The sequence below is a fragment of the Protofrankia sp. CiT1 genome (assembly GCF_917627335.1).
GTDB lineage: Bacteria > Actinomycetota > Actinomycetes > Frankiales > Frankiaceae > Protofrankia.
In genome coordinates, this window is sequence record NZ_CAKJTP010000006.1 from 51,436 (window position 1) to 75,873 (window position 24,438).

General features: G+C 67.6%; 17 protein-coding genes and 1 tRNA gene. 8 read left to right on the forward strand and 10 right to left on the reverse strand.

Annotation, left to right across the window (positions count from 1 at the left end; all coding sequences use genetic code 11):
• The first annotated feature begins 15 nt into the window (after window positions 1-15).
• From MJ785_RS02335 to MJ785_RS02350, 4 genes are all read left to right on the forward strand, one after another.
• The gene (locus MJ785_RS02335; protein WP_239379977.1) at window positions 16-1,446 is read left to right on the forward strand and encodes a hypothetical protein; all 1,431 of its coding nucleotides are present in this window, start codon (window positions 16-18) and stop codon (window positions 1,444-1,446) included.
• A complete protein-coding gene (locus MJ785_RS02340; RefSeq protein WP_239309377.1) occupies window positions 1,443-2,774 on the forward strand; it encodes an MFS transporter in 1,332 nt (443 codons plus the stop codon). Before MJ785_RS02335 ends, MJ785_RS02340 begins: the two co-directional genes overlap by 4 nt.
• A gap of 87 nt (window positions 2,775-2,861) precedes the next feature.
• Window positions 2,862-4,499: an ABC transporter substrate-binding protein gene (locus MJ785_RS02345; RefSeq protein WP_239309376.1), complete on the forward strand. Its 1,638-nt coding sequence runs from the start codon at window positions 2,862-2,864 to the stop codon at window positions 4,497-4,499.
• Window positions 4,500-4,788: 289 nt separating this feature from the next.
• Window positions 4,789-5,571 carry a LuxR family transcriptional regulator gene (locus tag MJ785_RS02350; RefSeq protein WP_239309375.1) on the forward strand — a complete coding sequence of 261 codons (783 nt, stop codon included), beginning with the start codon at window positions 4,789-4,791 and terminating at the stop codon, window positions 5,569-5,571.
• A 155-nt stretch (window positions 5,572-5,726) separates the two neighbouring features.
• On the opposite strand, the gene MJ785_RS02355 is transcribed toward MJ785_RS02350, so the two are convergent.
• Window positions 5,727-5,798, reverse strand: a tRNA-Thr gene (locus tag MJ785_RS02355).
• 536 nt (window positions 5,799-6,334) lie between these two features.
• Between MJ785_RS02355 and MJ785_RS02360 the strand changes: the two genes are divergently transcribed.
• The gene (locus MJ785_RS02360; protein WP_239309373.1) at window positions 6,335-7,060 is read left to right on the forward strand and encodes a response regulator transcription factor; all 726 of its coding nucleotides are present in this window, start codon (window positions 6,335-6,337) and stop codon (window positions 7,058-7,060) included.
• A gap of 54 nt (window positions 7,061-7,114) precedes the next feature.
• Here MJ785_RS02360 and MJ785_RS02365 read toward each other — a convergent pair whose 3' ends face one another.
• From MJ785_RS02365 to MJ785_RS02375, 3 genes are all read right to left on the reverse strand, one after another.
• Window positions 7,115-8,158, reverse strand: a complete 1,044-nt coding sequence (locus tag MJ785_RS02365) for a regulatory iron-sulfur-containing complex subunit RicT (RefSeq protein ID WP_239345500.1) — start codon at window positions 8,156-8,158, stop codon at window positions 7,115-7,117.
• Between the two features lie 183 nt (window positions 8,159-8,341).
• Entirely contained in the window at window positions 8,342-9,091 is a 750-nt protein-coding gene (locus MJ785_RS02370; protein WP_239309371.1) for a metallophosphoesterase, read from the reverse strand.
• A 116-nt stretch (window positions 9,092-9,207) separates the two neighbouring features.
• Window positions 9,208-10,362: an acyl-CoA dehydrogenase family protein gene (locus MJ785_RS02375; RefSeq protein ID WP_239376464.1), complete on the reverse strand. Its 1,155-nt coding sequence runs from the start codon at window positions 10,360-10,362 to the stop codon at window positions 9,208-9,210.
• A gap of 302 nt (window positions 10,363-10,664) precedes the next feature.
• On the opposite strand from MJ785_RS02375, the gene MJ785_RS02380 reads away from it, so the two are divergent.
• Window positions 10,665-11,879, forward strand: a complete 1,215-nt coding sequence (locus MJ785_RS02380; RefSeq protein ID WP_239376462.1) for an acetyl-CoA C-acetyltransferase — start codon at window positions 10,665-10,667, stop codon at window positions 11,877-11,879.
• Window positions 11,880-11,989: 110 nt separating this feature from the next.
• On the opposite strand, the gene MJ785_RS02385 is transcribed toward MJ785_RS02380, so the two are convergent.
• The 5 genes from MJ785_RS02385 to MJ785_RS02405 form a co-directional block, all read right to left on the reverse strand.
• Window positions 11,990-12,781 carry a FadR/GntR family transcriptional regulator gene (locus MJ785_RS02385; protein WP_239309368.1) on the reverse strand — a complete coding sequence of 264 codons (792 nt, stop codon included), beginning with the start codon at window positions 12,779-12,781 and terminating at the stop codon, window positions 11,990-11,992.
• Window positions 12,782-12,981: 200 nt separating this feature from the next.
• Complete coding sequence (locus tag MJ785_RS02390) at window positions 12,982-13,947, reverse strand: crotonase/enoyl-CoA hydratase family protein (RefSeq protein ID WP_239309367.1); 966 nt, start codon at window positions 13,945-13,947, stop codon at window positions 12,982-12,984.
• 379 nt (window positions 13,948-14,326) lie between these two features.
• Window positions 14,327-16,123 carry a serine/threonine-protein kinase gene (locus MJ785_RS02395; protein ID WP_239379978.1) on the reverse strand — a complete coding sequence of 599 codons (1,797 nt, stop codon included), beginning with the start codon at window positions 16,121-16,123 and terminating at the stop codon, window positions 14,327-14,329.
• Between the two features lie 153 nt (window positions 16,124-16,276).
• Window positions 16,277-16,717 carry a peptidoglycan-binding protein gene (locus MJ785_RS02400; RefSeq protein ID WP_239309365.1) on the reverse strand — a complete coding sequence of 147 codons (441 nt, stop codon included), beginning with the start codon at window positions 16,715-16,717 and terminating at the stop codon, window positions 16,277-16,279.
• Between the two features lie 83 nt (window positions 16,718-16,800).
• Entirely contained in the window at window positions 16,801-17,853 is a 1,053-nt protein-coding gene (locus MJ785_RS02405; RefSeq protein WP_239379979.1) for a YbhN family protein, read from the reverse strand.
• A gap of 628 nt (window positions 17,854-18,481) precedes the next feature.
• On the opposite strand from MJ785_RS02405, the gene MJ785_RS02410 reads away from it, so the two are divergent.
• Entirely contained in the window at window positions 18,482-19,387 is a 906-nt protein-coding gene (locus MJ785_RS02410; RefSeq protein ID WP_239379980.1) for an MBL fold metallo-hydrolase, read from the forward strand.
• Here MJ785_RS02410 and MJ785_RS02415 read toward each other — a convergent pair.
• Window positions 19,345-21,582: a phage holin family protein gene (locus MJ785_RS02415; protein WP_239309362.1), complete on the reverse strand. Its 2,238-nt coding sequence runs from the start codon at window positions 21,580-21,582 to the stop codon at window positions 19,345-19,347. The genes MJ785_RS02410 and MJ785_RS02415 overlap by 43 nt on opposite strands.
• Before the next feature lie 214 nt (window positions 21,583-21,796).
• On the opposite strand from MJ785_RS02415, the gene MJ785_RS02420 reads away from it, so the two are divergent.
• Window positions 21,797-24,196 (forward strand): hypothetical protein, encoded by a 2,400-nt coding sequence (locus MJ785_RS02420; RefSeq protein WP_239379981.1) that lies wholly within the window; start codon window positions 21,797-21,799, stop codon window positions 24,194-24,196.
• The last annotated feature ends 242 nt before the right edge of the window (window positions 24,197-24,438 follow it).

The window sequence follows — 24,438 nt, forward strand, 5'->3', positions numbered from 1 at the left end:
AAGAGAGTCGTACTCATGGCCGATCGTGTGACGGAGTTGTTCAACAACGAGCTGGCCGGCGCGGGCTCCCCGCTGCTGAGTATTGATCTCAACGGGGCACGGTTCTCGAAACTGGCCGCCCTCGGCTACGACTACCTGGCGCGGCCGATGTTCGTCGGGAAAACGGAGATGGACAGGTTCATCGACGACACCAATCGTGCCGCCGACCTGATCTTCTCGCTGCCGGAACGTCTTTTCCACGGCGATTTCGACCGGTTTCATGACGCGCTGCGGCTCAGCCCCGCACGGGCCAGGATCATGCGCCGGATCGGTGCGGTGAAACCACCCCGGTTTGGCCGTATCGACGCTTACCATGACGGTGCCAGTCTCAAGATTCTTGAATTCAACGTGGGTAGTGACTGCGGCGGGCAGGACTGGGTCGGCGCGGTTCCGCGTGCCCTGCTCGGCATCGACGCGTTCCGCTCGTTCGCCGACCAGCATGAGCTCACCTATATCGACACCGGCGGCCTGGTCGCCGAACTGCTGCGCCAGGCGGGCTCCACCGTCACGGGCGGCCGGGATCCAGTCGTGGCCATGGTGGGGGAACCGGGGGACCTCGCCGTCGGGCCAGGCCCTTGGCAGCCCTTTCAGACGCTCCTGCGGGACGCTGGCCTGGAGACCCATTTCTGCGGGATCACTGATCTGCGCCTCCGCAACGGCCGGGTGCTGTTTGGTGACATCCCGGTCGATCTGCTCTACCGGCTCTTCGTAACTGATCATATCGTTGATGACCCGGCGGCCGTTGAGATCACCGAGCAGGTCATGACAGCGCACGCCGAGGGGCGGGTGGTGTTCTGGACGTCGTTGGAGACCGAGGCTCTCCGGAACAAGAGCTGCATGGCCTTACTCTCCGATCCCCGGCTGCGGACGTGGCTCCGCGACGACGAGCGGCAGCTGATCGATCGTCTCCTGCCGTGGACACGCTCCTTGCTCGGCGAGGCCGCGCTGGAGGACCGCGAACTGGTGGAGCACTGCCGTGACAGCCGGGAAAACCTGATCCTCAAGCCGAACGGGCTCTACGGCGGGCGCGGGATCACGGCTGGCTGGGAGGTGGACGACGACGAGTGGTGGCAAGCGGTGCAGGCCGGGGCGGCGGCCGGGGCGGTCCTGCAGGAGAGGGTGCTCCCGCGCCGAGAGCCCGTGGTCAATCCCGCGACCGGGCAGGTCGAATCCTGGGAGGCCTGCTGGGGGCTGTACTACACACCAGACGGCGGATATGCCGGTGGCGGCTGCCGGTTTCTGCCCTTCGGGAAGGCCACGATCAGCGACGTGGCACCGGCCGGGAGGCTGCCAGGGACCAGCATTTTCGAGTCCCGCCGTGCGGGTATCTTCCTGTACCCGGACGGATCGGATGCCGGCGGATCGGATGCCGGTAGCCGCGGCGCGGCCAGGGCGAGCTCGTGGTGACCGACACCAGCACGGGGAGCAGGACAAAGAACGGCACGGGTGTGCGGCGCCGGGAGCTCGGACACGACTTCGGACTGCTGTCGTCGGCCTACGCGATGCAGACCCTCGGCGAGGGTGTCCTGGTCAGCGCTTTGCCGTTGACGGCAAGCAGGCTCACCAGCGACCCGAAGCTGATTTCCTGGGTTCTGTTGGCGTGGGAACTGCCCTGGCTGTTGCTCGCGCTGCCCGGCGGCCTGATCGTGGACAGGTCCAACCGGCGGTGGTTGATGATCGGTGCCCAATCCGCGCAGCTGCTGCTGCTCGTCCTCCTGGCGACAGCCACGACCCTCGACGTCACGCGCATGTGGATGCTCTATGCCCTCGCTTTCGGGCTGGGCTCCGGCGACATCATCTTCATGGGCGCCAGCCGCGCGCTCATCCCGGATATCGTGCGGAACAAGGACCTGGAAGCCGCTAACGGCCGAAACATGACGGCCGAGACACTGGGGCGGAACTTCCTCGGACCACCCCTGGGCTCCGTGTTGTTTGTCTTTTTCCTGCCGTTGCCGTTCTGGCTGAACGCCGTGACCTATCTCGGCTCGATCGCGCTGATCGCCCGAATCCGCTATCGCGCGCCCCAGCCGGCGCCAGATCTCGCGGTCGGGGAGCGGCCCGAAACACAGGAGCGGCGTGGCCTGCTGGCCGAGCTTACCGCGGGCCTGCGGTGGCTGGTGCGCCACCCGGTGCTTCGAATCGTCGTGCTGCTGGCCGCCGTCAGCAATTTCTGTGTCCTCATGGGGCAGTCCGTTCTGGTGCTCTTCGCCAAGGACGTGCTCAACATAGGGGACAGCGGTTACGGGCTCCTGGTTGCCGCGATGGCCGTTGGTGGCGTTGTCGGCGGTCTGTTCAGCCGCAGGATCGTGAACGGATTCGGTGCCCGCGCGGTCGCCGTCACCGTGTCGCTGGCCAGTGCCCTGAGCCTGCTGGCCATCGGCTGTTTCGGCCGGCAGCCGGTCGTGGTCGCGGCAATTTTCTGCGTGTGGTCGACCGGCCTTGCGCTGTGGAACGTGATGGCCCAGTCGCTCAGCCAACGGCTGATTCCCGCTGGTCTGCGAGGCCGGGTGAACTCGGCCAGCCGGATGATTTGTTTCGGCGCGCTTCCCCTGGGCGCTCTCGCCGGTGGTTTCGCGGCGGACGCTTTCGGGCTGTCCGCGCCCTGGGTCATCGGTGGTGTGATCAATCTTGTGGTGGTCATATTCACGATACCGGCCCTGCTGCGATGGCCGGCAACGAACGGTGACCACCAGAAAGCCCCGGCGGCCGCCGGGGAGGCGACTTCGAAAAAATGATCGCCCGGATATCGGCGGGGATATTCCCGGCCGGGCCGCCGAATCCGTCGGCGGTTTGCCGAACTCCAGCGGAAACAAGGAGGAACCATGCAGGTTCGCGGACCGGCGCTGGCCGCCGCCATCTCACTCGCGCTCGCTGTCGGGCTGGTGGGCTGCGGTGCTGGCAGGAGTGCCGATAAGGATGGCGGTCGCGGCAAGAATACCACCGCCAGCATCAACCGGGTCGTCAGTATCGGTATCGGTGAGCCGAAGCACGGCCTGGTGCCTTCGGACACCGGGGAGACGCAGGGCTTACTTGTGCTCTCAGCACTGTTCGTCCCGTTGTTGAAGGCCGACAAGGAGGGCAGGCTACAAGAGGTCGCCGCCGAGTCCGTCACGACCAGGGACAACAAGGTCTGGACCATCAGAATCAAAGACGGATACACCTTCCACAACGGGGAGCGGGTGACCGCGGACAGCTACATCGAGGCGTGGCACCGGGCGGCGTACAAACCCAATGCCCAGGACACCAGTTATCTGTTTGCCAAGATCGATGGTTTTGCCGACGTCAACCCTGGCGCGGAAAGCGCGGTGCCGGTCACGGATCGGCTGAAGGGCCTCAAGAAGATCGACGACCGCACGTTTCAGGTCACCCTGGCCGCTCCGTATGTCAACTTCAGGGCGATGCTGATCAATCTGGCCTTCGCGCCGTTGCCGACGGCCGCTTTTGAAGGCAGTGGCTTCAACAAGGCCTTCGGAGAGGCACCCATCGGAGACGGCCCGTTCAGGATGAAGGGCGTCTGGCAGCATGACAGGTCTGTCGAAGTCACGCGTTATGATGCCTTTCCGGGAGAAAAGCCCAAGGTTAACGGCGTCCTTTTCAGGATCTACCCGACTCTTGACGCGCAGTATGACGACCTGCTCGCGGACAAGGTTGATGTGGCCCCGGTGCTCCCGCTCGGGAAATTGGCCGAGGCCAGGCGGGTTCTGGGCGAGCGGTTCCAGCTGAGCCCGCGGGCGGGGATCGGCTCGCTCGGTTTCCCGAGTTTCGATCCGAAGTACGCGGACCTGGCGGTGCGCCAGGCCATCTCGATGGCGATCAACCGTGAGAGTATCGTCGAGACCGTCTTTGACGGCACTCGCGTGGCGGCACACTCGTTCCTCCAGCCGGGCATTCCGGGTTATCGCGAGAACACCTGCGGTGCGGCGTGCCAGTTCAATCCGGCCAAAGCGAGGGAACTCCTGCGGCAGAGCGGCTTCACTGGCCCGGTGGAGATCACCTACAACGTCGACGGCGGTTCCAGGGACTGGGTCGACGCCGTCTGCGGCCAGCTCAAGGAGAATCTGGGTGTCGACTGCGTCGAGAAGGCTGAGGCGAAGTACAGCGACTTGCTCACCAAGCTCAAAGCCAGGACCCTTGGGCTCGGTGTGTTCCGCAGTGCCTGGACGTACGACTACCCGGCGCCGGAGAGCATCCTCAGCCCGCTTTACACCTGCAGCAGCCCGTCGAACTTCTACGGATACTGCAACCGGGATGTCGACAGCCTGATTTCCGCGGGCGATCTGGCCGGTAGCCCGGATACGGCGGTCACGTTCTACCAGCAGGCCGAGGACATCATCGCGAAGGATCTGCCCACAGTGCCGCTGTGGTATCTGCGACATGTCTACGGCTATACGGACAAGGTCAGGAACATCGAGGTCAACGACCTGGGTATGGTCGATTTCGGCAGGATCGAAGTCGTTTGACAGAAGATCATCAGTGGGTACCCCGGCGAGGGCGGCCAGCCAAGCCGGCACGGGAAGCCGTGTATCGGGCCGGTGCGCCGCCAGCGGCCCACCGCCGTCCGAAGCTAATGATCATTTATTGCGGGATGCGCGCCAGCTCCCGGCTTGCCACCCGGAAACGGCCTGTCTGAAAACGGACAGCTCTCACTGTTCCCCAACATTATCGCCAGCCATGTGCCCATGATATTTTCAGATCGAATCGATCACCTTCTGCGAGAGAATTCTCGGGCACCACGGAGGGCGGCTGGCGATGCTGGGCGCGAAGGACTATCAAGCGGCACTCGATTTGATACACACCATCAACGCGGATGACGACGGGCCGACCAGCCCGGCCGTGCTGGCGGGGATGCAGCGCCTGATCGGGAGCAGCTCGGCGGCGGTGACCATCATCGATCACCGCAGGAGGCGCCTGGTCGGCGCGGCGGTTCAGCGCCCGGAGGACAATCTGTCACTCGTGCCGTCCTTCGAGCGGGACTTCATCCACCACCCCGCCTTCGGGGCGCACGATGCAGGCCGGATCCGGCAGGGCACGGTGCTGTCGCTGTCAGACCTCATGGATACGCGGAGCCTGTACCAGAATCCGCTGTACGCCACCTGCTACCGCCCGATCGGCATCATGGACCAGTTGTTGGCCTTTATCGGTGTGGACGTTTCCCGCGGAGTGGTGGCGATTTTCAATCGTTCCCGGCGCGGGGTATCGGCTCGCGACCGCGAGATGATCAAAATAATCATTCCTCATGTCGGCCAGGCGATGGAACGCCACCGTGAACGTCAGGCGCTGCTCGCCGCCGCGCACACAGCGGGCCAGCGCGCCGAGCCGCTGCCGCGGGCGGCGCGGCAGTTGCGAGGCCTGACTCCGCGGGAGCGCGAGGTGGCCGAGTCCCTGGCAGAGGGTGCGAGCGACCGGCAGATCGCCCGCGCGCTCGAGATCGCGGAGCGCACGGTGAACAAACACCTGGAGAACATCTACCGCAAGCTTGGCGTCAACAGCCGGACCGCGCTGCTGCTCCTGCTGCAGCGCGGTCCGTGTTGACCGGTACTGCTCGCGCCGGGAGCGTCGTCCCGGCCGCCAGCCCGAAGCGCTGCCCCGAACCTTTTGGATCTTTAAGAGCTGACAGGGCCGGCAGCGGTGAGCTACCTCGCGGCGATCGCTGTCGACCAGAGTTCCCCCTGGCGGTACTGGGTTTGAGCCGGAGGCGGGGATTGAACCCGCGACCTATCGCTTACGAGGCGATTGCTCTGCCACTGAGCTACTCCGGCATGTTGCTGGCCCGTCTCCTGAGTATGCCAGACCGCGTCAGCTCCTCCGGGGTGGTGGCGGGCGCGGGCGAACCGGCTGCCGGCGCGCGGCTGCCAGCTGTCTGTTCGCGGGCCGCGGGAGCCTCTTGCGCCGCGCATCGGCATCCGCTGAGCCAGGCTGCCCGCCGGTGGCAGACGTTTAAGAGCGCGTGTGAGATCGCCATTCCGGCTCACCGCGGCCAGGCGCACCCTGGCCGCGGTGTCGGCCACACCGAGACAACTCATCCGATATCGCTTCGGCCTTCCGCCTTGCCAGGGAGCGCCTGGCCGCGGCTCACTGATCGAAAGCCCGATCTCACGCACGCTCTTCGTAGTCGCATTGGGTGGTGGTGATCTTGCGAAGATCGCATGCGGATGCTGATCCAGTGTGTTTCCTGTGGCCATTTGTTGACGTCTTGTAATCTTTCTGTTACAGAAATATGTTCGAATCTCGAGTACAGGCCTCGCCCACCACCCCGCTCGCAGCGGTTCCGGAGAGCGTGCGTAGGGTTTCGGCCATGACCGGGGACGCAGCTGTAACCGCAACGAGGGGGGCTTCCCTGCTCGTCGCCGAGGACGACGAAGCTTCTCGAGTTGCGCTTGCCCGAAGCCTTGAACGGTTCGGGTATCGAGTGCTGGAGGCGGCGGATGGGGAGGCCGCGCTCAAGCTTTTTCAGACCACCGAAGTTGATCTTGTTGTGCTCGACGTCGCGATGCCGCGCATGGACGGATTTGCTGTCCTGAGCCGGCTGCGGCAGACCAGCGAAGTGCCTGTGATCATGTTGACCGGAAGAGCCGAGGAAGTCGACCGTGTCGTCGGCCTTGAACTCGGCGCCGACGACTACGTGGTCAAGCCGTACTCGCTGCGGGAACTCGTCGCACGGGTCAGGGCGCGCCTACGCCGCCGCCCGCTGGAACCGCCACCGCAGCGTACCGGGGACGGAAACGACCCACTCGTTTATGGCGACGTTTCGATCGACCTGCGCGCACGCGAAGTCGCGGTCGCGGGCGAACGTATTGATCTGACCGCACGGGAGTACGAGCTGCTGGCCTTCCTGGCCAGCCATCCCCGTCGTGTCTTCAGCCGGGAGGAGCTGCTGGAGCAGGTCTGGGGCACACGTTTCCAGGATCCGGCCACCGTCACCGAACATGTTCGCCGGGTACGGACCAAGGTCGAGGGGCGGCCACCGCAGCGCCGGCTTGTCACAACCCTCCGCGGTATGGGATACCGCTTCGATCCCTGAGCGCTGGGCTCGGCCCTGAGCGTGCCCCCTGAGCTCGACCCCGGCGGATCTTCTTCACGAAGGCACGTCGGGGTCAGGCTGGCCGTGGGCTGCCTGCCGGCGTAGGCGGCGGCGGGTCCGGGCGTTGTGCGGTGCCGCAGCCACCGCCGCTGTCGTCGGGTCCCGCGTCGTCAGCGGTGCCGCGGCGATATCCGTCAGGGTGCCGCTGCCGGCTTCGGCTGCCGCTGCCCCGGCTGGCGTCGCGTCCGGTCCATCCGGTCCATCCGGTCCATCCGGTCCGGGGTGGGCCGCCTCATACGCCTTGCGTGAACCGCAGACGCTCGCCCGGCTGCAGGAGCATCGTTCGCCGCCGGCATCCAGTTTCACTGTGACCTGGTCACGCGGTACGTCATGGGAAATGACCCGGCCATCGCCAGCGGGGGTCCGCACCCTGGCGCCCACGGCTGGGGCTTCCGCCTTGAACTGCTCATAGAGCGGATGCTCGTACCGCAGGCAGCACATCAGCCGGCCACAGGCACCACTGATCTTCATGGGGTTCAGAGGAAGATCCTGGTCCTTGGCCATCCGTATGGTGACCGGTTCGAAGTCGGTGAGGAAGGTGGCGCAACACAGATCACGTCCGCAGGAACCGATGCCCCCCTGGATCCGGGCGCTGTCGCGGGCGGAGAGCTGACGCAGGTCGATACGGGCAGCCAGGGTCCGGGCGAGATCGCGTACCAGCGCGCGGAAGTCGATTCGATGATCAGCGCTGAAGTAGATGGTGAACATGCTGTCGGCCTGGATGTAGTCGACACCGACGACTTTCATGGGCAGCTCGTGCTCACGGATCAGCCGCTTCGCCGCGACCCGCGCCTGCGCTCGGCGGCGCCGGGAGACCGCGTGCCGTTCGAGGTCCGCCGCTTGCGCCATCCCCGTGAGGACGGGCAGCCCGCCGATGTCCTCACTGACCCACTGCGGTGCCCATATGCATTCGGCTACCTCTGACCCGGCGTCGGTCGGGATGAGGACCTTGTCTCCGATCTTCGGTGAATACTGTCCGGGGTCGGCATAGAAAAGCCGTCCACGCGGGGAAAAAGTCACGGCGCACATCATCGGCATGCCGCTCGCACCGCCCTCGACCGACTGGAATCATGGTTGCCGGCCGGACCGCGCGGGATCGCCGCGACGGGACGCCGCACGTTCGCCAGGTTACGCCGGACAGGTGTGACGGCGTCGGTGTACGGGTGGCCCAGGTCGGCCAAGCGGCGTCCAGCCGCGGTAGCGGCAGGTTATCCCGCCAGTTCAGCGCAGCCGGATGACGTCAACGCCAGGGTCGGTGGGCAGCTGGTAGAGCGCGTAGGGAGTCGCGATCACCGGCGCGGCGACGTTGCGGACGGGTGTCCCGCCCGGGGTGGCTCCCCGCTCGCGGCCGTAGTGGGCATGCCCGTGCACGGCGAGGGCGACGGGCACGGTGGCTGAGTCGATGGCGGCGGCCAGCTGGTGACTGCCCAGGAAGGGGAACAGTTCGAGGGGCTCACCAGCCAGCGTGTCCCGCACGGGGGCGTAGTGGGTCAGCGCAACCACCCAGCTGGTATCGAGATCCGCCAGCGCGGCGTGTAACGTCAGCGCGCACTGTTCGCTGTGGCTGGCGAAGGCCTTCATCTCGTCCTCGCCGAATTTTTCCGCGCTGCGCCCGGCGAAGCCGCCGCCGAAGCCTTTGGCGCCGGCGATACCGATCGTTGTCCCGCCGGTGGTGAGGGCCACCGCCGATCCCTCAAGGACGGTGACCCCCGCGCGGGCGAGCATCTCGGCGATGACGGCCTGCTCGCCGTGGTCGTGGTCGTGGTTGCCGAGGACCGCGATCACAGGCAGGCCGAGGCCGTCGAACACCTCGCACACGGCGTCCGCCTGGGCGAGTTCGCCGCATTCGGTCAGATCACCGGCGAGAAGAAGCACATCAGCCTCGTCCGCGGCCCGTTCGAACAGCGGTCGTAACCTCGGCCCGGTCCCCGCTTCGATGTGCAGGTCGCCTACGGCTGCGATCGTGACCATGCTGACACCTTCTCAAGGAGCCGAGTGGGGCTGGGTGGCTCGATCTTCTCAGCCGCCCAGGCGAGCTCTCCATCGTCCTCCGGTGACAGGGATGGCGGTGACCGGTCCAGCGCGGGTTACCTGGCTGCCTCGCGCAGCAGGTGCCGCGCTATGATCAGCTGTTGGATCTGCGAGGTGCCCTCGTATATCCGGAAGAGCCTCGCGTCCCGGTAGAAACGTTCGACCGGGACCCCTCGGATGTAGCCCGCGCCGCCATGGATCTGTACCGCACGGTCGGCGACCCGGCCGACCATCTCGCTGCAGAAGTACTTCGTCGCGGACGGCCCGACCTTGGTGTCGCTACCGGCGTCAAAAGCACGCGCGGTCTCGATCACCAGGGCGCGGCCGGCGTACAGATCCGTCACCGAGTCGGCGATCATGCCCTGGATGAGCTGGTAGTCCCCGATGGGCCGGCCGCTCTGGTGCCGCTGCGCCGCCCAGGACACCGACTCATCCACCAGGCGCTGCGCGAGACCCACACACAGCGCGGCGATGTGGATACGGCCGTGGGCGAGACAGCGCATGGCGGTCGCGAAGCCGTACCCCGCACCATCGTCCCCACCGACGAGATGGCTGTGCGGAACACGTACCTCGTCGAGGTACACGTCTGAGCTCCACGCGCCGGCCTGCCCCATCTTGTGGTCCCGCGGCCCGATCGTGAGCCCCGGCGAGCCCTTCGGCACGATGAAGTTGGAGATGCCACGGGTCGCTGGGACAGCTGGGTTCGTACGGGCGAACACGAAGATGGCGTCGGCGATCGGCGCGTTGGTGATGTAACGCTTCGCGCCACTGATCACCCATGTGTCGCCGTCGCGGTAGGCGCTGGTGGTCAGGGTGGACGGGTCGGAACCGGCGTCGGCCTCGGTGAGCCCGAAGGACGCGGTCACCTCGCCGGAGGCCAGGAGGGGCAGCCAGTGCCGCTTCTGTTCCTCCGTGCCACCCTCAATGATCACATGTCCGGCGATGCCGTTGTTGGTGCCGAACATCGACCTCAGCGCGGGTGTGGTGTACCCGAGCTCGAACACCAGCCGTGCCTCTTCGCTCATGGACAGCCCGAGGCCGCCGTACTCCTCGGGGATGGCAAAGCCCCACAGGCCCATCTCCTTGGTGGCGTCCCGAATGTCGAGCGGGACCTCGTCCTTCTCGTCGATCTCGTTTTCGACCGGTATGACACGTTCATGGATGAACGTCCGCACGGTCGTAAGGATCTCGGAGAAGTCCGCCGCGTCCATGCCGTTACCTCCGCAGGGTTCGGGATCTCAACTTCGGTTCGGGATCGCTGCTGGGCCCCCGCCGACGCGCTCGTGCTCCTTCCGCGTCGCCGGAGCTTGAACCGCTACTGGGGCGAGGCCGGGTGGGACCGGCGGTGTTATGCCCGCGATCATATCGATGATATACACGATGAATCTACTGTTGCATCAGTCAACCATGCTGCGCGAACGCGTGCGCCAGCCCATGTGACCAGCAATGATCCGAGTAGGGGTGGACTCCGTCGGACCGGCTACGCCCCCACCGACCGTGAGGAGCATGACGAATGCCTGATGCCGTGATCTGTTCGCCGCTGCGCACACCGGTCGGCGGTTTCGGCGGTGTCTTCACCGATACCCCCGCCACCGAACTTGCCGCTACCGTGATCCGTGCGCTCGTCGAGCGGACCGGTGTGCCGGCGGACGCGATTGACGACGTCGTGTTCGGCCAGTGCTACCCGAACGGGGAGGCGCCGGCGATCGGACGCGTCGCGGCGCTGGACGCGGGCCTGCCGATCGAGGTCCCGGGCCTGCAGCTCGACCGCAGGTGCGGTTCTGGCCTGCAGGCCGTCCTGCTCGCCGGCATGCAGGTGCAGACCGGCGTGGCCGATCTGGTCCTGGCCGGCGGGGCCGAGAGCATGAGCCAGGCGGAGTTCTACACGACCGGGATCCGGTGGGGGACGCGCAGGCCGAGTATCGACCTTGTCGACCGGCTGGCCCGCGGCCGGGTCACCGCTGGCGGAAAGGACTACCCGGTACCGGGAGGGATGCTCGAGACCGCGGAGAACCTCCGCCGCGAGTACGGCATTTCCCGTACCGAGCAGGATGAGCTTGCTCTGCGGTCACACCAGCGGGCGGTCGCGGCACAGCGGGCCGGCCACTTCGCCAGCGAGATCGTGCCGGTGGCTGTCACCAGCCGCAAGAAGGGGACGGTGCTCGTCGACACTGACGAGCACCCGCGGGCGGACTCGAGCCTGGAGCGGCTGGGCGCCCTGCGGCCGGTGATGGTGCGCAGCGATCCGGAGGCGACGGTCACGGCGGGCAACGCCAGCGGGCAGAACGACGCCGCCGCCGTCTGCCTGGTCACTCATCCCGCGCGGGCCGAGCAGCTCGGGTTGCGTCCGCTCGGGCGGATCGTCTCGTGGGCGGTCGCCGGGGTGCCGCCGCGGACGATGGGAATCGGACCGGTTCCCGCGACCGCGCGGGCACTGGACCGCGCGGGCCTCAAGCTCGCGGACATCGACCTGATCGAGTGCAACGAGGCATTTGCCGCCCAGGTGCTGGCGGTGACCAGGGAGTGGGGGTTCGCCCCGGCCGACTTCGACCGGTTGAACGTGAACGGGTCCGGCATCTCCCTGGGCCATCCGGTCGGTGCGACGGGCGTACGGATTCTGACGACCTTGTTGAACGAGATGCACCGGCGCGGTGTCCGCTATGGCCTGGAGACGATGTGCATCGGTGGTGGCCAGGGCATTGCGGCGGTGGTGGAACGTATCGCGTGATGTCCCGGCCGGCCCGGCCGGATGCGGCCGATCGGGAGATCAGGGCAGGAGACGCGGGTGTCAGGGCCCGTCCAGGCAATTTTTGATCACGTGGATCGATCGGACCGGCCCTAGCCGAAGAAGTTGAGGTGATGGGCGTCGTTCGCGTCGGTGGCCGCCGCGGCGACCGCGGACTCCAGATGCGCCCGCCACCAGTCCTCGGCCGAGTCGGCATCTCCGCCGCACAGCAGGGAGACGAGGTGTGCGTGTTCGCCGTGGGTGCGCAGGTTCACGGAGCTGATGTCGGCTCCCGGCTCGGCGGAGGACCTGGCCATCCGATCGGCGCACCCGACCTGGCCGGTGTGCGTTTCGATCATCCAATAATATTGGCGCAGTGTGACGGCAACAGACTTGATCTGGGTCGCGTCAGCGATCGCCAGGTGGAACCGTGTCGTCGCCTTGGCGAAGGCGGCGGGGTTTGTCAGTGTCGCCTCCTCCCCGACCAGCGCGGCCTTGAGGGTCTGCAGGACGTCGGGATCGCTTCGCTGGGCCACCCGGCGGGCCAGCGGCGGCTCGATCAGACTCCGTGCCTGGTGGATGTCGCCGAGATGCACTTCCCGGTGCTGAAGCAGTAAGGCCGTGTAACGGGCAGACTGATCGACCGTGGGCGCACATACCTGTGGGCCTGTCCGGGAACCTCGGCGGGGCCGGATGAGCATCTCCGACTCCAGGACGCGCAGCGCCTCACGCAGGGTCGGCCGGGATACGCCGAACCGTGACATGAGCTCCGCTTCCGGGGGAAGGAAGTCGCCCGTCCGCAGGTCGCCAATTATGATCATACGGCGAATGCGGGTCGCGACCAGCTCGGTAAGCTTCGGCCCGCGTTCCAGCGGAGCCGTGAGATCATCACTTTTAGTGATCACTTCAAATGCTCCCTGTTATGGAGATTTTCACCACTTTAACAAATATTTAAGGATGAATTATCATGGTTTGTCCGGGCGGCCGTGGCCGGGATGGCGCGACGCCCGGCGGTGACGCGAAAATCATGATCGTATTATGGTCGACTGGCCAGGCTGTCTCCGCTGGGCATCGATCGCTTCGAGCACCATCCATCAGACACGCTCTAGCGGCCGGTGAAGTTCGGTGGCCGGCGCTCGTTGAACGCGTTCACCGCCTCAGAAAGATCATGGGATGGGAGGAAGGCGGCATTCCAGGCCCGGACATAGCGCAGGCCGCTGTCGACCGCCGCGCTGCGGGCCGCGTCCAGAACCTCCTTGACGCCCTCGACGACCAGCGGCGGATTGGCTGCGACCTCGTCGGCGAACGCATGGGCGGCGGCGAGCGTCGCGGCCGGGCCTGGCAGGACGTCATTGACCAGCCCGATCCGTTCGGCGCGGATCGCGTCGATGTCCTTGCCCGTCAGGGCGAGCTCCCGCAGGTGGCCGTCCCCGATGATGGCCGGCAGGCGTTGCAGGCTGCCCAGGTCAGCGACTATGCCGACTTTCACCTCTCGCACGCTGAACATCGCGTTGGCGCTCGCGTAGCGGACGTCGCAAGCGGCCAGCAGGTCAACCCCGCTGCCGATGCACCAGCCGCTGATCGCGGCCGCGACGGGCTTGCGGCAGTTCGCGACCGCGGTAAGCGCACCCTGTAGGGCGCGCAGCTTATGCAGCATGCGGGTGCGGCCATGGGCGAGACCGACGTCGGTGCCATTCGGCCCGATGATCCCCTCGAGCATGGTCCGCAGATCCAGGCCGTAGCAGAAGTTGTCCCCGGACCCGGTGAGGACCACGGCGCGCACGCTGTCGTCAGCGTCCAGCGCGGCGAACACCACCGGGATCTCGCGCCAGAACTGCGGACCCATCGCATTACCCTTGCCGGGGCCCAGCAGGGTGACCTGGACCACTGGGCCACGCCGCTCGAGCCGCACTGACAGCAGCGACGGCGCAGGCGGATCGGTGAACACGTATGGCTCCAGAATGATCTGTTCGTAACCGGTCGCTCCTTCCCGCACCGAAGCGGCGCCGCCGTCGGCATCGCTGCCGCTGCCGTCGAAGGCATTTGCCGTTCTCTCATCTGTCGCGGTCATTGGAGTCCCTCCGCTGTCGGCTGCCCCGGGCTCTGGTGACGCCCGGGACAGCCAGGTGTTTTGCCGCAGCCCATGCGGTGGTGAACAGGTTCGTCAACACCGGTCCTGTTGCTGATCGAATCAGTGTGGCATGCAGGCTACCGTTGGGTAGCAACAGCCATCCTGGCGTGTGGGAAACGCGATCGCCCTTGATGAGATCGGTTGGGAGGCTCCGGCAACAGGCCTGCCCGGCTCGCGCCGCACGCACCCCAGCCCCGCTCCTTGATCCACACCACTGTTGCCGGGCGCTCGTACGCCAGCGGTTGCCGAGGGTGATCGCGGCCATGGCGAACCCGCGGGCCCAGGGGAGTGATACCGATGTCGGCGTGTGCCGAGAAGATCATCGATAGAGGACGGCGCTGGCGCTGCCGGCGAAGCCCGGCGACTGGGCCAGATAGTCCATTGCCGAACGCGAGCGCAGGGTGAGGTCCAGCGTTGCCGCCACGCAGTTGTTGTAGGAGTTCACGATGAGCTTGCCCTGGACTCGGATCGCCGAACTGGCCACATCGGTCAGGAACAGGTCCGCCACACAGCCGAGCTCCGGATAGGAGGCCCGTCCGACGTTGTCCCCGATGTCGCCGTTGGTCAGCGAGATCTTCACCGTGTACGCGGCTGATCCAGACTGGCCCACGCTTCCGGACCAGGATCCCGGGAAACCGGAAGGCATGTCGTAGGTTCGCGCTGGTGCTGTGGGCGCGGGCGCCGCCGAGGACTGTTGTGCGGCGGGGGACCGGGCGACACCTCCGGCAGCGCCGCCGTTGCCCGTTCCGGCGGCGCTGCCCGAGCCCGGGCCGCTCGCGGTTCTCAGGGCGATCTCGGTCGTTGGCGGGGCGGTCGGCGCCTCCAGGCTTGGCGCCGCGGCCGACGCGGTCGGAGCAGCCGTCGCGGCGGGGCTGTGGCTGGTTGCCGTGCCGCCGCTTGCCACCGGTGGCCGTGCGTTGATGGTCGCGGTGTTCTGGGTGGTGGTAAGCGTGAGCGCCGCGGCACCGGCGGCCAGCAGCGTGACCGCGACCACAGTGATGATCGCGGTTTGCCGGCGCCGTCGACCGGCCGGTCGCTTCCGCCCGCTCAGGACGTCATCGTGTTGGCGGACCCAGCCGGCGGCGGTCGGCGCCTGACTGGCCCCTGTGCCGCCGGGCTCCGGTATGAAGGGCGAGATCTCGACCGGTGCGGCGAGGTCGAGCGTGCCGGTGGCACCCGCCCGGCGCGGGCTCACGATCGTCGCGTTCGCGGGGAGCAGCGCGGTCGCCCCGTCGTCCGGCTCGGCAGGCGCAGGCGCAGGCGCATCGTGATCGGCGTTACGCGGCGAGCGGGCTGGCTGCTGGAATCCGGAACTCGCGAGCAGGGCCAGCCCGCTTTCGGACCCGGCCGCGGTGGGACGGGCCGCCGGGTCCTTCGCGAGCATCCAAGAGATCATGTTCCACAGTGCCGGCGGGATGTCGGCAATGGGCGTGGGCGCGTCCTCCATGTGGGCACGCAGTAACGCGATCGGGTGCGGCCCGGAGAACGGCGGATCACCGGCCAGGAGCTCGTAAAGCATGACTCCCGCGCTGTAGACGTCGGCGGCCGGTTGCGCGTGCTCGCGCTGTGCCAGTTCCGGTGCCATGTAGAGCGGTGTCCCGATCGCGCCGGTGAGGCGGGTCAGCGACCGGCCGTGGGCGAGCCTGGCCACGCCGAAGTCGGTGAGCCGCGCTTGTGGATCAGCTGGGTCGGTGACGTCGATGAGGACGTTCGCGGGCTTGAGATCACGATGGACGACGCCGGCCGCGTGCACAACCGTCAGCGCGCGCAGCACCTGACAGGTCAGCGCGACTGCCACCGGGACGCTGAGCTTTCCCCGGTCCCGGAGATAGACCCTGAGGTCCACGCCGTTGACGAGGTCCATCACGATCGCGAGGGTGTCACCCTCGACCACCAGGTCGCGGACAGTGACGAGATGCGGACTGTTGAACCCGAGCAGCGCGGATCGTTCCTGGACGAACCTGGCGACCACCTCGGGGTCGTCCGCGAGTTCCGCGCGCAGGACCTTCACCGCCACCTGACGATCGCCGCCCACCGTGGATCCCCGCCAGACCTGGCCGAACGCGCCCCGGCCGATTGGTTCATGCAGCACATAGCCAGAGCCAAGTTTCCGCACAGCACGAGCCCCTTCCCCGGAAAATCCCACTCATCACACCATCTCGGTGACGGGTGATGTCCAGGTGGATGGATCGCGAGGCTGCGGGGGGAGGCGTTCTGTGGTGGGCGATGCCGCGTCCCCTGGTGCCGCCGGTGCCGCGAGCGTTGCCGGTCAGATGTTGAGTTCTTCCTTGACCAGGTGGTTCCAGGTGACGGCTCCGACGATGCCGTCGACATCGCTCCCGACACTGCGTTGGAACCCTCGTACCCAGGCGTCGGTCAGCGGGCCGAAGATCCCGTCCACGGGGAAGGGGTGCGCGGGATCCCCGGTGCGGAAGTTCGCCTGGTCCTGAACGGCGCGCACCGCGTCGCCCTTTTCGCTTCGGTCGCCCTCGCGGACAGTGATGATGAGCGATGGCCAGGTCTGGTCGCCTACGGCGCCGTCAGTCGTGAGCCCCCGCAACGACTGGAACTCGCGAACCGCCGTCTCGGTCCGCGGCCCGAAGTTCCCGTCGATGGCGACGGTGTATCCGTGCGCGCGAAGAAGGTACTGTACGGTACGTACCGCTTCGCCTATTTTGCCGTTCTTCTGCATGGGCCAGGTCAGTGCCATGGTCGGCCTCCTTCGGCGCGTGGTCCTGGCGGCGACATCTGGAAGCCACCATCACTTCACTATAAGTGATGATTCAATTCCTGTCAGTCGCATTTCAGGGTCGGGCGACGAACGCGGTCCGCCTCGGAGAGCGTTTCCTCGTTGATCCTGTTTGGGTTCGTCCATGGACGCTGGGCTGGTAGGCGGCGGTGCAGCAGCGGCCCGGTCCGCAGTGACAGGTAGGCGAGAGCCGAGGCCGGGATGGGCAGCCAGAAGTTCGCCAGCCGCCAGGTCACCACCCCCAGCAGGGCGATGGCCCGGGTCGTGCTGAAACCCACGAGCGTCGGTACGAGTACTCCTTCGATGATCCCGAGCCCACCCGGTGTGATGGGGATAGCTGCCAGCACGTTGGCGAGCCCATAGGCGATCAGAAGACCGTCCAGCGCCGTCGCGTGACCGTAGGCATACAGAAACACCCACAGAGAAGCGGCGTCAAGTAACCAGTTCGCGGCCGCCCACAGCGTCGCCCTGATGAGCAGGGGCCGGTCCTTGCCGAGGACTCGAAGGCGATCGGCGAGGGTGCGGACAAGATTTTCGGCGCCGCTCGGTGACACCCCTGGCAGGCGGCGGGCGATGGCGCGGACGATGCGGACGGTCCGTTCGCTCCCACGGGTGAGCAGCGCCACCCCGATGAACACCGCGCCGATCACCAGTGTCCCCACCACGGCCGCTGTTCCGTAGATCGGGTTGGCGCCCCGGGTGGGAATCGAGATCAGGAGGCCGATCCACAGCATCACGTTCAGGACAACCGCTGAGCCGGCGCCCTGAATCGCCGCGGCGGACACCGCTTCGGACGCGCCAATTCCGGCACTGCGTTGCAGGCGGTAGCGAAGTGTGCTCGCGGTGGCGGCGCCTCCAGGTAGCATATGGCTGACGCCGAGCGACGTGAGATCGATGCGCGTCAGCGTCCACAGTGACGGCCGGTCTTCGCGGGCAAGCACGCTGCGAGTGAGCATCGCATACGCAAGCAGGGAGGCGGCCTCTAACAACAGGCCGACAACGAGATAGGCCGCCTCAACTCCGGACAGTGTTTCCAGAGCTTTCCGGGCACCCGCGAGCTGCGGCAACAGCGCGTATTCGATCACTAGTAGGAGCACTATCGCAGAGGCTCCACGCCGTAGCCACATCGGTACCCTTAGTGACATCATGCATCCATGCTGTCGGATATCGAGGCCGCCATACGCGTTTTGTTACCGAAGGTAACCAAATTGTAGTGCTTGGGCCGAATACGGTATCTCGCTGATAGCTGTCTCGGGGATCGCCGGGAGAGGGCCGTCGGCCTGGGGGCGGGCGCGACCGATGGCGCGGCCCTCCATTGCGCGGGCAGCCCGGACTCGGACAGCAGGGCTCATGGTGACCCGACGGTGGGCTGTCCTATGTCTGATCCATGTTCACGCACCGGCCCATCATCCCGGATTCGGATACTCGTGAAGTTGGCGCGGGCAGTTGTCGCACCGGGTGCGTGCGGTAATGAAGCTATTTGGTTACCCTTCGTATTGACATTGTGTGTATGGCGTTCTTGGCGAGCCGCGGCAGCGGGTGTCCTGGGCAAACATACGCGAAATGCTCAACAGTGCGTGACGGATCACATGACGTGATGAATCGCATGACGTGATGAATCACACGATGTGACGGATCACATGGCGCGAGTGGATATGGCGACCATCGCCCACGTGGCGACTGCCCGCGGGCCGGGAGCGGCTGGGCGGGCGGCACACTGGCGGGGTGGATGTCACGTGGTGGGGGCACAGCACGGTTGGGATCCAAGACGCCGGCACTCGGCTGCTCACCGATCCCGTCCTCGGGATGCGGGTCGCGCACCTGCGCCGGCGTGCTGGCGCGCGTCCCGCGGCCCAGGCGGCGCAGGTCGACGCGGCGGTCGTCTCTCACCTGCACGCCGATCACCTTGACATCCCCTCGTTGCGGTTGCTGCCGCCGGCTGTGCCGATCCTGGTCCCGCGCGGCGCCTCGGCCCTGCTGCGCCACCGGCATCCGGCGCTTGCGGAACGCTGCGTGGAGATGGTGCCGGGGGATCAGGCCCGGATCCCGGCGCCGGACGGCGGCGGCGGTCTGGACGTGCTGGCTGTCCCCGCCCGCCACGACGGATCCCGCGGCCCGTGGTCGCGTCACCGCGGCCCGGCCCTCGGCTTTGTGATCACTGGTACCGCCACAGCCTGGTTCGCCGGGGACACCGCCCTGCACGACGCGATGGCCGATCTTGCCCCGCTCGGCATCGATCTCGCTCTCGTCCCGGTCGGCGGGTGGGGACCCAGCCTCGGCCCCGGGCACATCGACCCGGCCGGCGCGGTGGAGGCGGTGCGGCGGGTGATACCGGCGGGCCAGCCGGTCCCGGCGATGGCCGTGCCCATCCACTACGGGACGCTCTGGCCGATAGGCTTCGACCGCGTCCGGCCCGATCGTTTTCACGAGCCCGGACGCGAGTTCGCCCGCCTGGCCGATGCCGCTCAGGTGCCCGCCGAGGTGCGGCTACCCGCACACGGGGTGGCGGTGACCGTGCCAGGCGGCACCCGCACCGGCGCGGCGCCGGCCGGCACCGGTCAGGACGACGCGGGTCAGGACAGCACCGGTCAGGACGACGCGTTCCCGGTTGCTTCCGCCGACAAGGACTGATCGTTTTCGGCGGTGCGGGCCGCCGGGAAGGGGTCTCGGCGCAGCCCGAGCTGCTCCAGCCACTGGATGAGCTGGCGGTGGATCGCGTCCGGCCCCTCGATCGGACCGCCCGGGGCGGGCCAGGCCGCCGGGTACAGGAGCACCGCGCGGGTCTGGTCCCCGCCGATCCCGCCGTGACAGCCGACCAGCTCCTCGAAGGCGGCGACCTCGCGGGTTCCCGGGTCCACCCGGCTCACCACGACGATGTCACCGACATGGTCCATCCGCTGGTGGCGCAGCAGGTCCGCCGCGGCCCGCGAGCCGTACCCGAGCAGGGGGCTGGCCCCCTCGACCACGCCGGTGTCCAGGAAGACGCGCCCGTGGGCACCGAAGGCGACCGGACCATGCCCATGGCAACGGACGACCACGAACCCGACGCCGGGATGGTTGACCAGGCCCCGTACGAGTGCCGGGTGCAGGAACTCCAGGTGGTCGAGATCGGCGCGGCCGGCCACCTGCGGCAGGTAGACCATGGCCAGGTTCCCGGACGCGACGACGACGAGATCTGGGCGTTTCGGGTCAAGCGTGACCTCGAGCCTGGACGGGCCAAACGTCACCTGGCCGTCGTCGATGCGGCGCCGGAGTATGCGCCGGCTTGGCCCGTCACCGGTGTCACCGCCGGTAACCTCGGTGAGCAGCGTGTTCACCGGGCCCCAGTCCTCGGCGGTGCCGGTCGCGGCGGTCGCGGCGGCGCCCGGGGTCAACAGGTCGCGGACGGTGTCGGGGAAGGAGCGTCCATAGCGCTGGCGGAACGTCGCGCCCTGGCTCTGGCCGTGATCGGAAAGAGCGACGAACATGTACGGGCGTCCCACGTTCGCCGCGACTCGCTCCAGCGTTGCCAGCACCCGGTCGATGCCCTCCAGGGTCTGCAGAGACTCCCGCCGATTCGGCCCGGCATGGTGGGCCACCTCGTCATAGTCGACGAAGTCGCAGAACACCACGGGCGCGCCACGGGCCATCTGTTCGGCGATGAAGGTGACGTTGAGATCACGCAGCAGGACGTTGGTCAGCCCCCGCAGCGCGATGTACGAGCCACCGCGCCGGACGCGGGGGAAGATCCTGTCCCGGCGCTGCTTGCGGGCCTGGTGCACCTCTTTAATCATTTCGCCGACGGTGAGGACCAGCGATCGAGCGAATCCCTGTGGGCTGGCCGCGAACGACGCGTACCCGCGGGCACGCCGTCCCGGTAGCCCAGCCTGACTGACGGTGAGCAGACTGTGCGGGGCGTCCCCGGAGAAGACGTTGCTGATGCTCACTCCGCCGTCAGCAAGCAGCCCGCGTCCGTTGCTGAAGCCGCGTTCGAGCTCAGCGGCGTCGCGCGGCCGGTTGGTGACGATCAGTCGTCCGGTGTTCTTTTCGTACCAGCGGAAGGCAGGGATGTGACGGGACGCGCCGTGCAGGATGCCGGCCTGGCTGGTTGGGGTTGTCGAGGGCATCCCGGTGTGCCACTCGACGAACCGGTGCGACCCCGAGCGCACCCAGCGGCTCAGCGTCGGCAGGTTCCCGGCGGTGACGGCCCATCGCAGCAGCGGCGCGGACAGGCCGTCGATCTGCACGATGACGACCCCCGGGCCGTCGAACGGGATGCCACCGCCGCCGTACCGGGCAACCTGGCGCATGATCTCACCGATGAACGTCTCGTCGCTGCCCGCGTCGGCCAGCCAGCCGACCATCGCGGCGATCACCGCGGTGGTCCAGGCGACGCCGATGGCCGCGCCGAAGCCGTGAAAGGCGACGTCCGGTTCGATGCGCAGCGCCACGTAGATCACGAGTGTCTGCGCGAACAGGCCGATGAGCAGCACCGCGATCCCGCCCAGGGCGACCGCCAGCGCAACGAGGATGGGCCGCAGCACCGCGCCGACGACCGCGAGAATGGCAACCAGACGGATCAGCCCAGCGAGGCTGTCCACCTCGATGCCGGGCAGGAAGGCGAACGCCAGGGCGAGCGCCAGCCCGCTCGCGACGGCCGACCGGATGACCCGCAGCAGCCGCCGTGGCGTCGGTTTCATCCCGCGCAGCACCACGCCGCCGAGGCGCAGCCGCCCGCGCAGGAGCCGGCCGACGACGGCCAGCCGGGCCCGGCGGCGTCCGGACAGGTCCGCCTGCCCCGCCGTACCGGGGACGGTGCTCGGGGCACCGGTACGATCCGCAACCATATCCAGCGCAGACTAACCGGCAGAGACGCGATCTCATGATCGTTCAGGAGTCGTCAACCGGATGTCCGCCGGGTTGTTGTGACCTGGACTCCGAAGCGGCGCGCTGGCGTGCGTCCCCGGTCGCCCCGGCGGTGCGCGCGCGTCACCTTCGCCTTGGTTGGACCGCGGTGGACCGCTCTATCACGCACCATGGAAGACACGTCCGGACTGCCCGGTGGCGCTGGTGGGGCCGCTGGCCGGGGAGCGGGGTGATCAGATCGAGGTGGGCGGAGCGGCGCGGCGAGCCGACGGGCGGGAGGGCGTGGTGGGTGACACTCGCGTCCCCTCGGCCGCGTGCGGCCCGGCTCCGGAGCGGCCATCGGCCTGCGGGACCGTGGACGGCGCCAGCGCGACGGCCCGGGGCGACCGGGGCGACCGGCACACCGGCCCGCGTTCTCGGTGGGACCGGCCATTGCGGGCGGTCGTCATCGTGGTCACCGCGCTGTGCTGGCTGGCCACGGTTGCCCTGCTCACCGTTCACAGCACCGTGCAGCAGCCCGGTTACTACGAGCGGGTACTCGCCGACGCTCACGTGTACGAGCGCTTCTATACCGAAGTCCTGCCCGACCCGCGGGTCGTCGAGGTCTCCGGCCAGCTCTTCGCCGGTCTCCCGGTGGACCAGTCGCTGCTGACCGCGAATCTGCGGGTCGTCGTCCCGCCATCGTCGTTGCAGGGGGTGGCCGCCAGCCTCGCCGAGCGGACCGCGGGCTATCTGAGCGGCGATGCCGACACGCTCTACCTGCGCATCGACCTGCGGCCGGTGTTGACCAGCATCTCCCAGCTCGCCAGCACCTATCTGGCCGGTGAGGTGGCCGGTGCCACGACGTACCCGGTGGACGACGTGAGCAGGTTCACCGTTGGTCTCCTTGATGCGCTTGACCAGCTGTCGATGGGGCGCCCACCGGCTGGTGTGCCGTCGATCGGGGCGGTCCGGCTCTCGCCGCAGCAGGCCGATCACGTTGCCGACGTCATTCTTGACCGGGCACCCGGACTGGACGGCCTGGAGCGCCGGGCCGCGCACGAGCAGCTGGTGACGTTGATGCGGGCCGGCGACCTGACCTCGGCGCTGGTGGTCGCGGGCCCGCTGCTCTTCCAGGGGGATGAGGCGGCCATCGCGAACCTGCGCCGCCGGGTCGGTGGCGGCACGGTGCTCGATCTCGGGCCGGCGCTCGCGGGGCTGCCCGCCTCACCGGGTATGTCCGCGGCACACGCCGTGCACAGCCTTGGCTCGGCCGGTGTGCTGCTTGCCGCCGGCGTGTGCGCGGGCCTGGGCCTAGCGGTGCTCATGGCCGGCTTTGTCGCTGTTCGCCGGCAGGGTGGTCGTGGCCCGCGGCTGGTCGCCGCCGCGCTCGCCGTAGCCGGGATCATCGCGGCAGCGGCCGGTGGTGCGCTCCCGGGCCTGCTCGGCGACCCGTTCGCCGCGCTGACCGGCCCCTCGTCATCGCTCCCGGTGAGTGTCCGGGCGATGCTCGGCGATATCTGGGCGGGGCTGGCTGGCCAGGCCCAGCGCCGCTGGCTGGAATTCGCGATCATTCCGCTGGTGGCGGCTGCCGGCAGCACGATGGTCATGGCTGTGGTGACCGCGCTCGTTCGGTCGACCGCGCGGCGGCGACACTGGGAGACGCTGGTGGCGGCCTCGGCGGCGATCACTTCCGTGTGCTGGATCGTGCTGCCGCTGCCGGTCGCCCCGGCGGCGCGGATCTGTAACGGTTCGGATCTGCTCTGCGGCCGTCGTTACACCGATGTGGTGTACCCCGCGACGCACAACGCCATGGCCTCCAGCGACGCGCGCTTCCTCGGGGCGGCCCAGGATCCCGATCTGATCGGTCAGCTGAACTCGGGCGTCCGGGCCTTGCTGATCGACGTCCACCACTGGACGCTGCCTGACGAGGTGGAGACCTTCCTCAGCGCGCTTCCACCGGACCAGCGTGCCGCTGTCGAACCGCTCACGCGCGGCGCCCGGTCCCAGCGCGCGGGGCTGTGGCTCTGCCACGACGTCTGCCAGCTCGGGGCGCTGAGCCTGGATACGGAGCTGGCCCGAATCCGCGGCTGGCTCAGCGCGAATCCGACCGAGGTCGTCACGTTAATCATCCAGGATGGAGCGCCCGCGGCCGAGGTGATGGCCGCTTTCAGCGCGGCGGGGCTCAGCCGGTACGTGTTGACCCCGCCCAAGGATCCTGGCGGTGCTTGGCCGTCACTGGGCTCGATGGTCGAGAAGAATCGCCGACTGGTCGTGTTCGCCGAGAGCGCTGATGTCCCGGGCTCCTTTTATCGGCGGTTTTTCCGATATGCGGCCGACACGCCGTTCGACGTCTCCGCGCCCGACGGTTTCACCTGCTCCTTCGGGCGCGGCGAGCGGAAACCGGCGATCATTCTCATCAATCACTGGATTACCCGGACCGCGAGCAGCCGGGCTGACGCGGCGGTGGTGAACCGCCGGGCATCCCTGCTTGATCAGATAGGGGCGTGCCAGCGTGCGCATGGGCGGTTGCCGACGTTTGTCGCGGTCGACTACGCCACTATCGGTGACCTCATCCCGACCGTAGCGGAGCTGAACCGCGGTTCCGCCAGGTAAAATGTCCGGCTCGCGCCGCCCAGGCGGCGCCGCCGGTCGTTGTCGTCGGCCGACGCCCAACACAGGGTGCATCCCTCCGTTACCTCGTGATCCATCCACCCGGACGCCGCTGTCAGATCGAATGCCCGACTGTCAGATCCTCTTACTCAAGTCATTGAAGTGCAAAATATGTACTATTTTATATGGATTGTCACGACTGACATTGGCGGCGGGCCGCTGGAAACCCTAGGATCGGGCTGGCT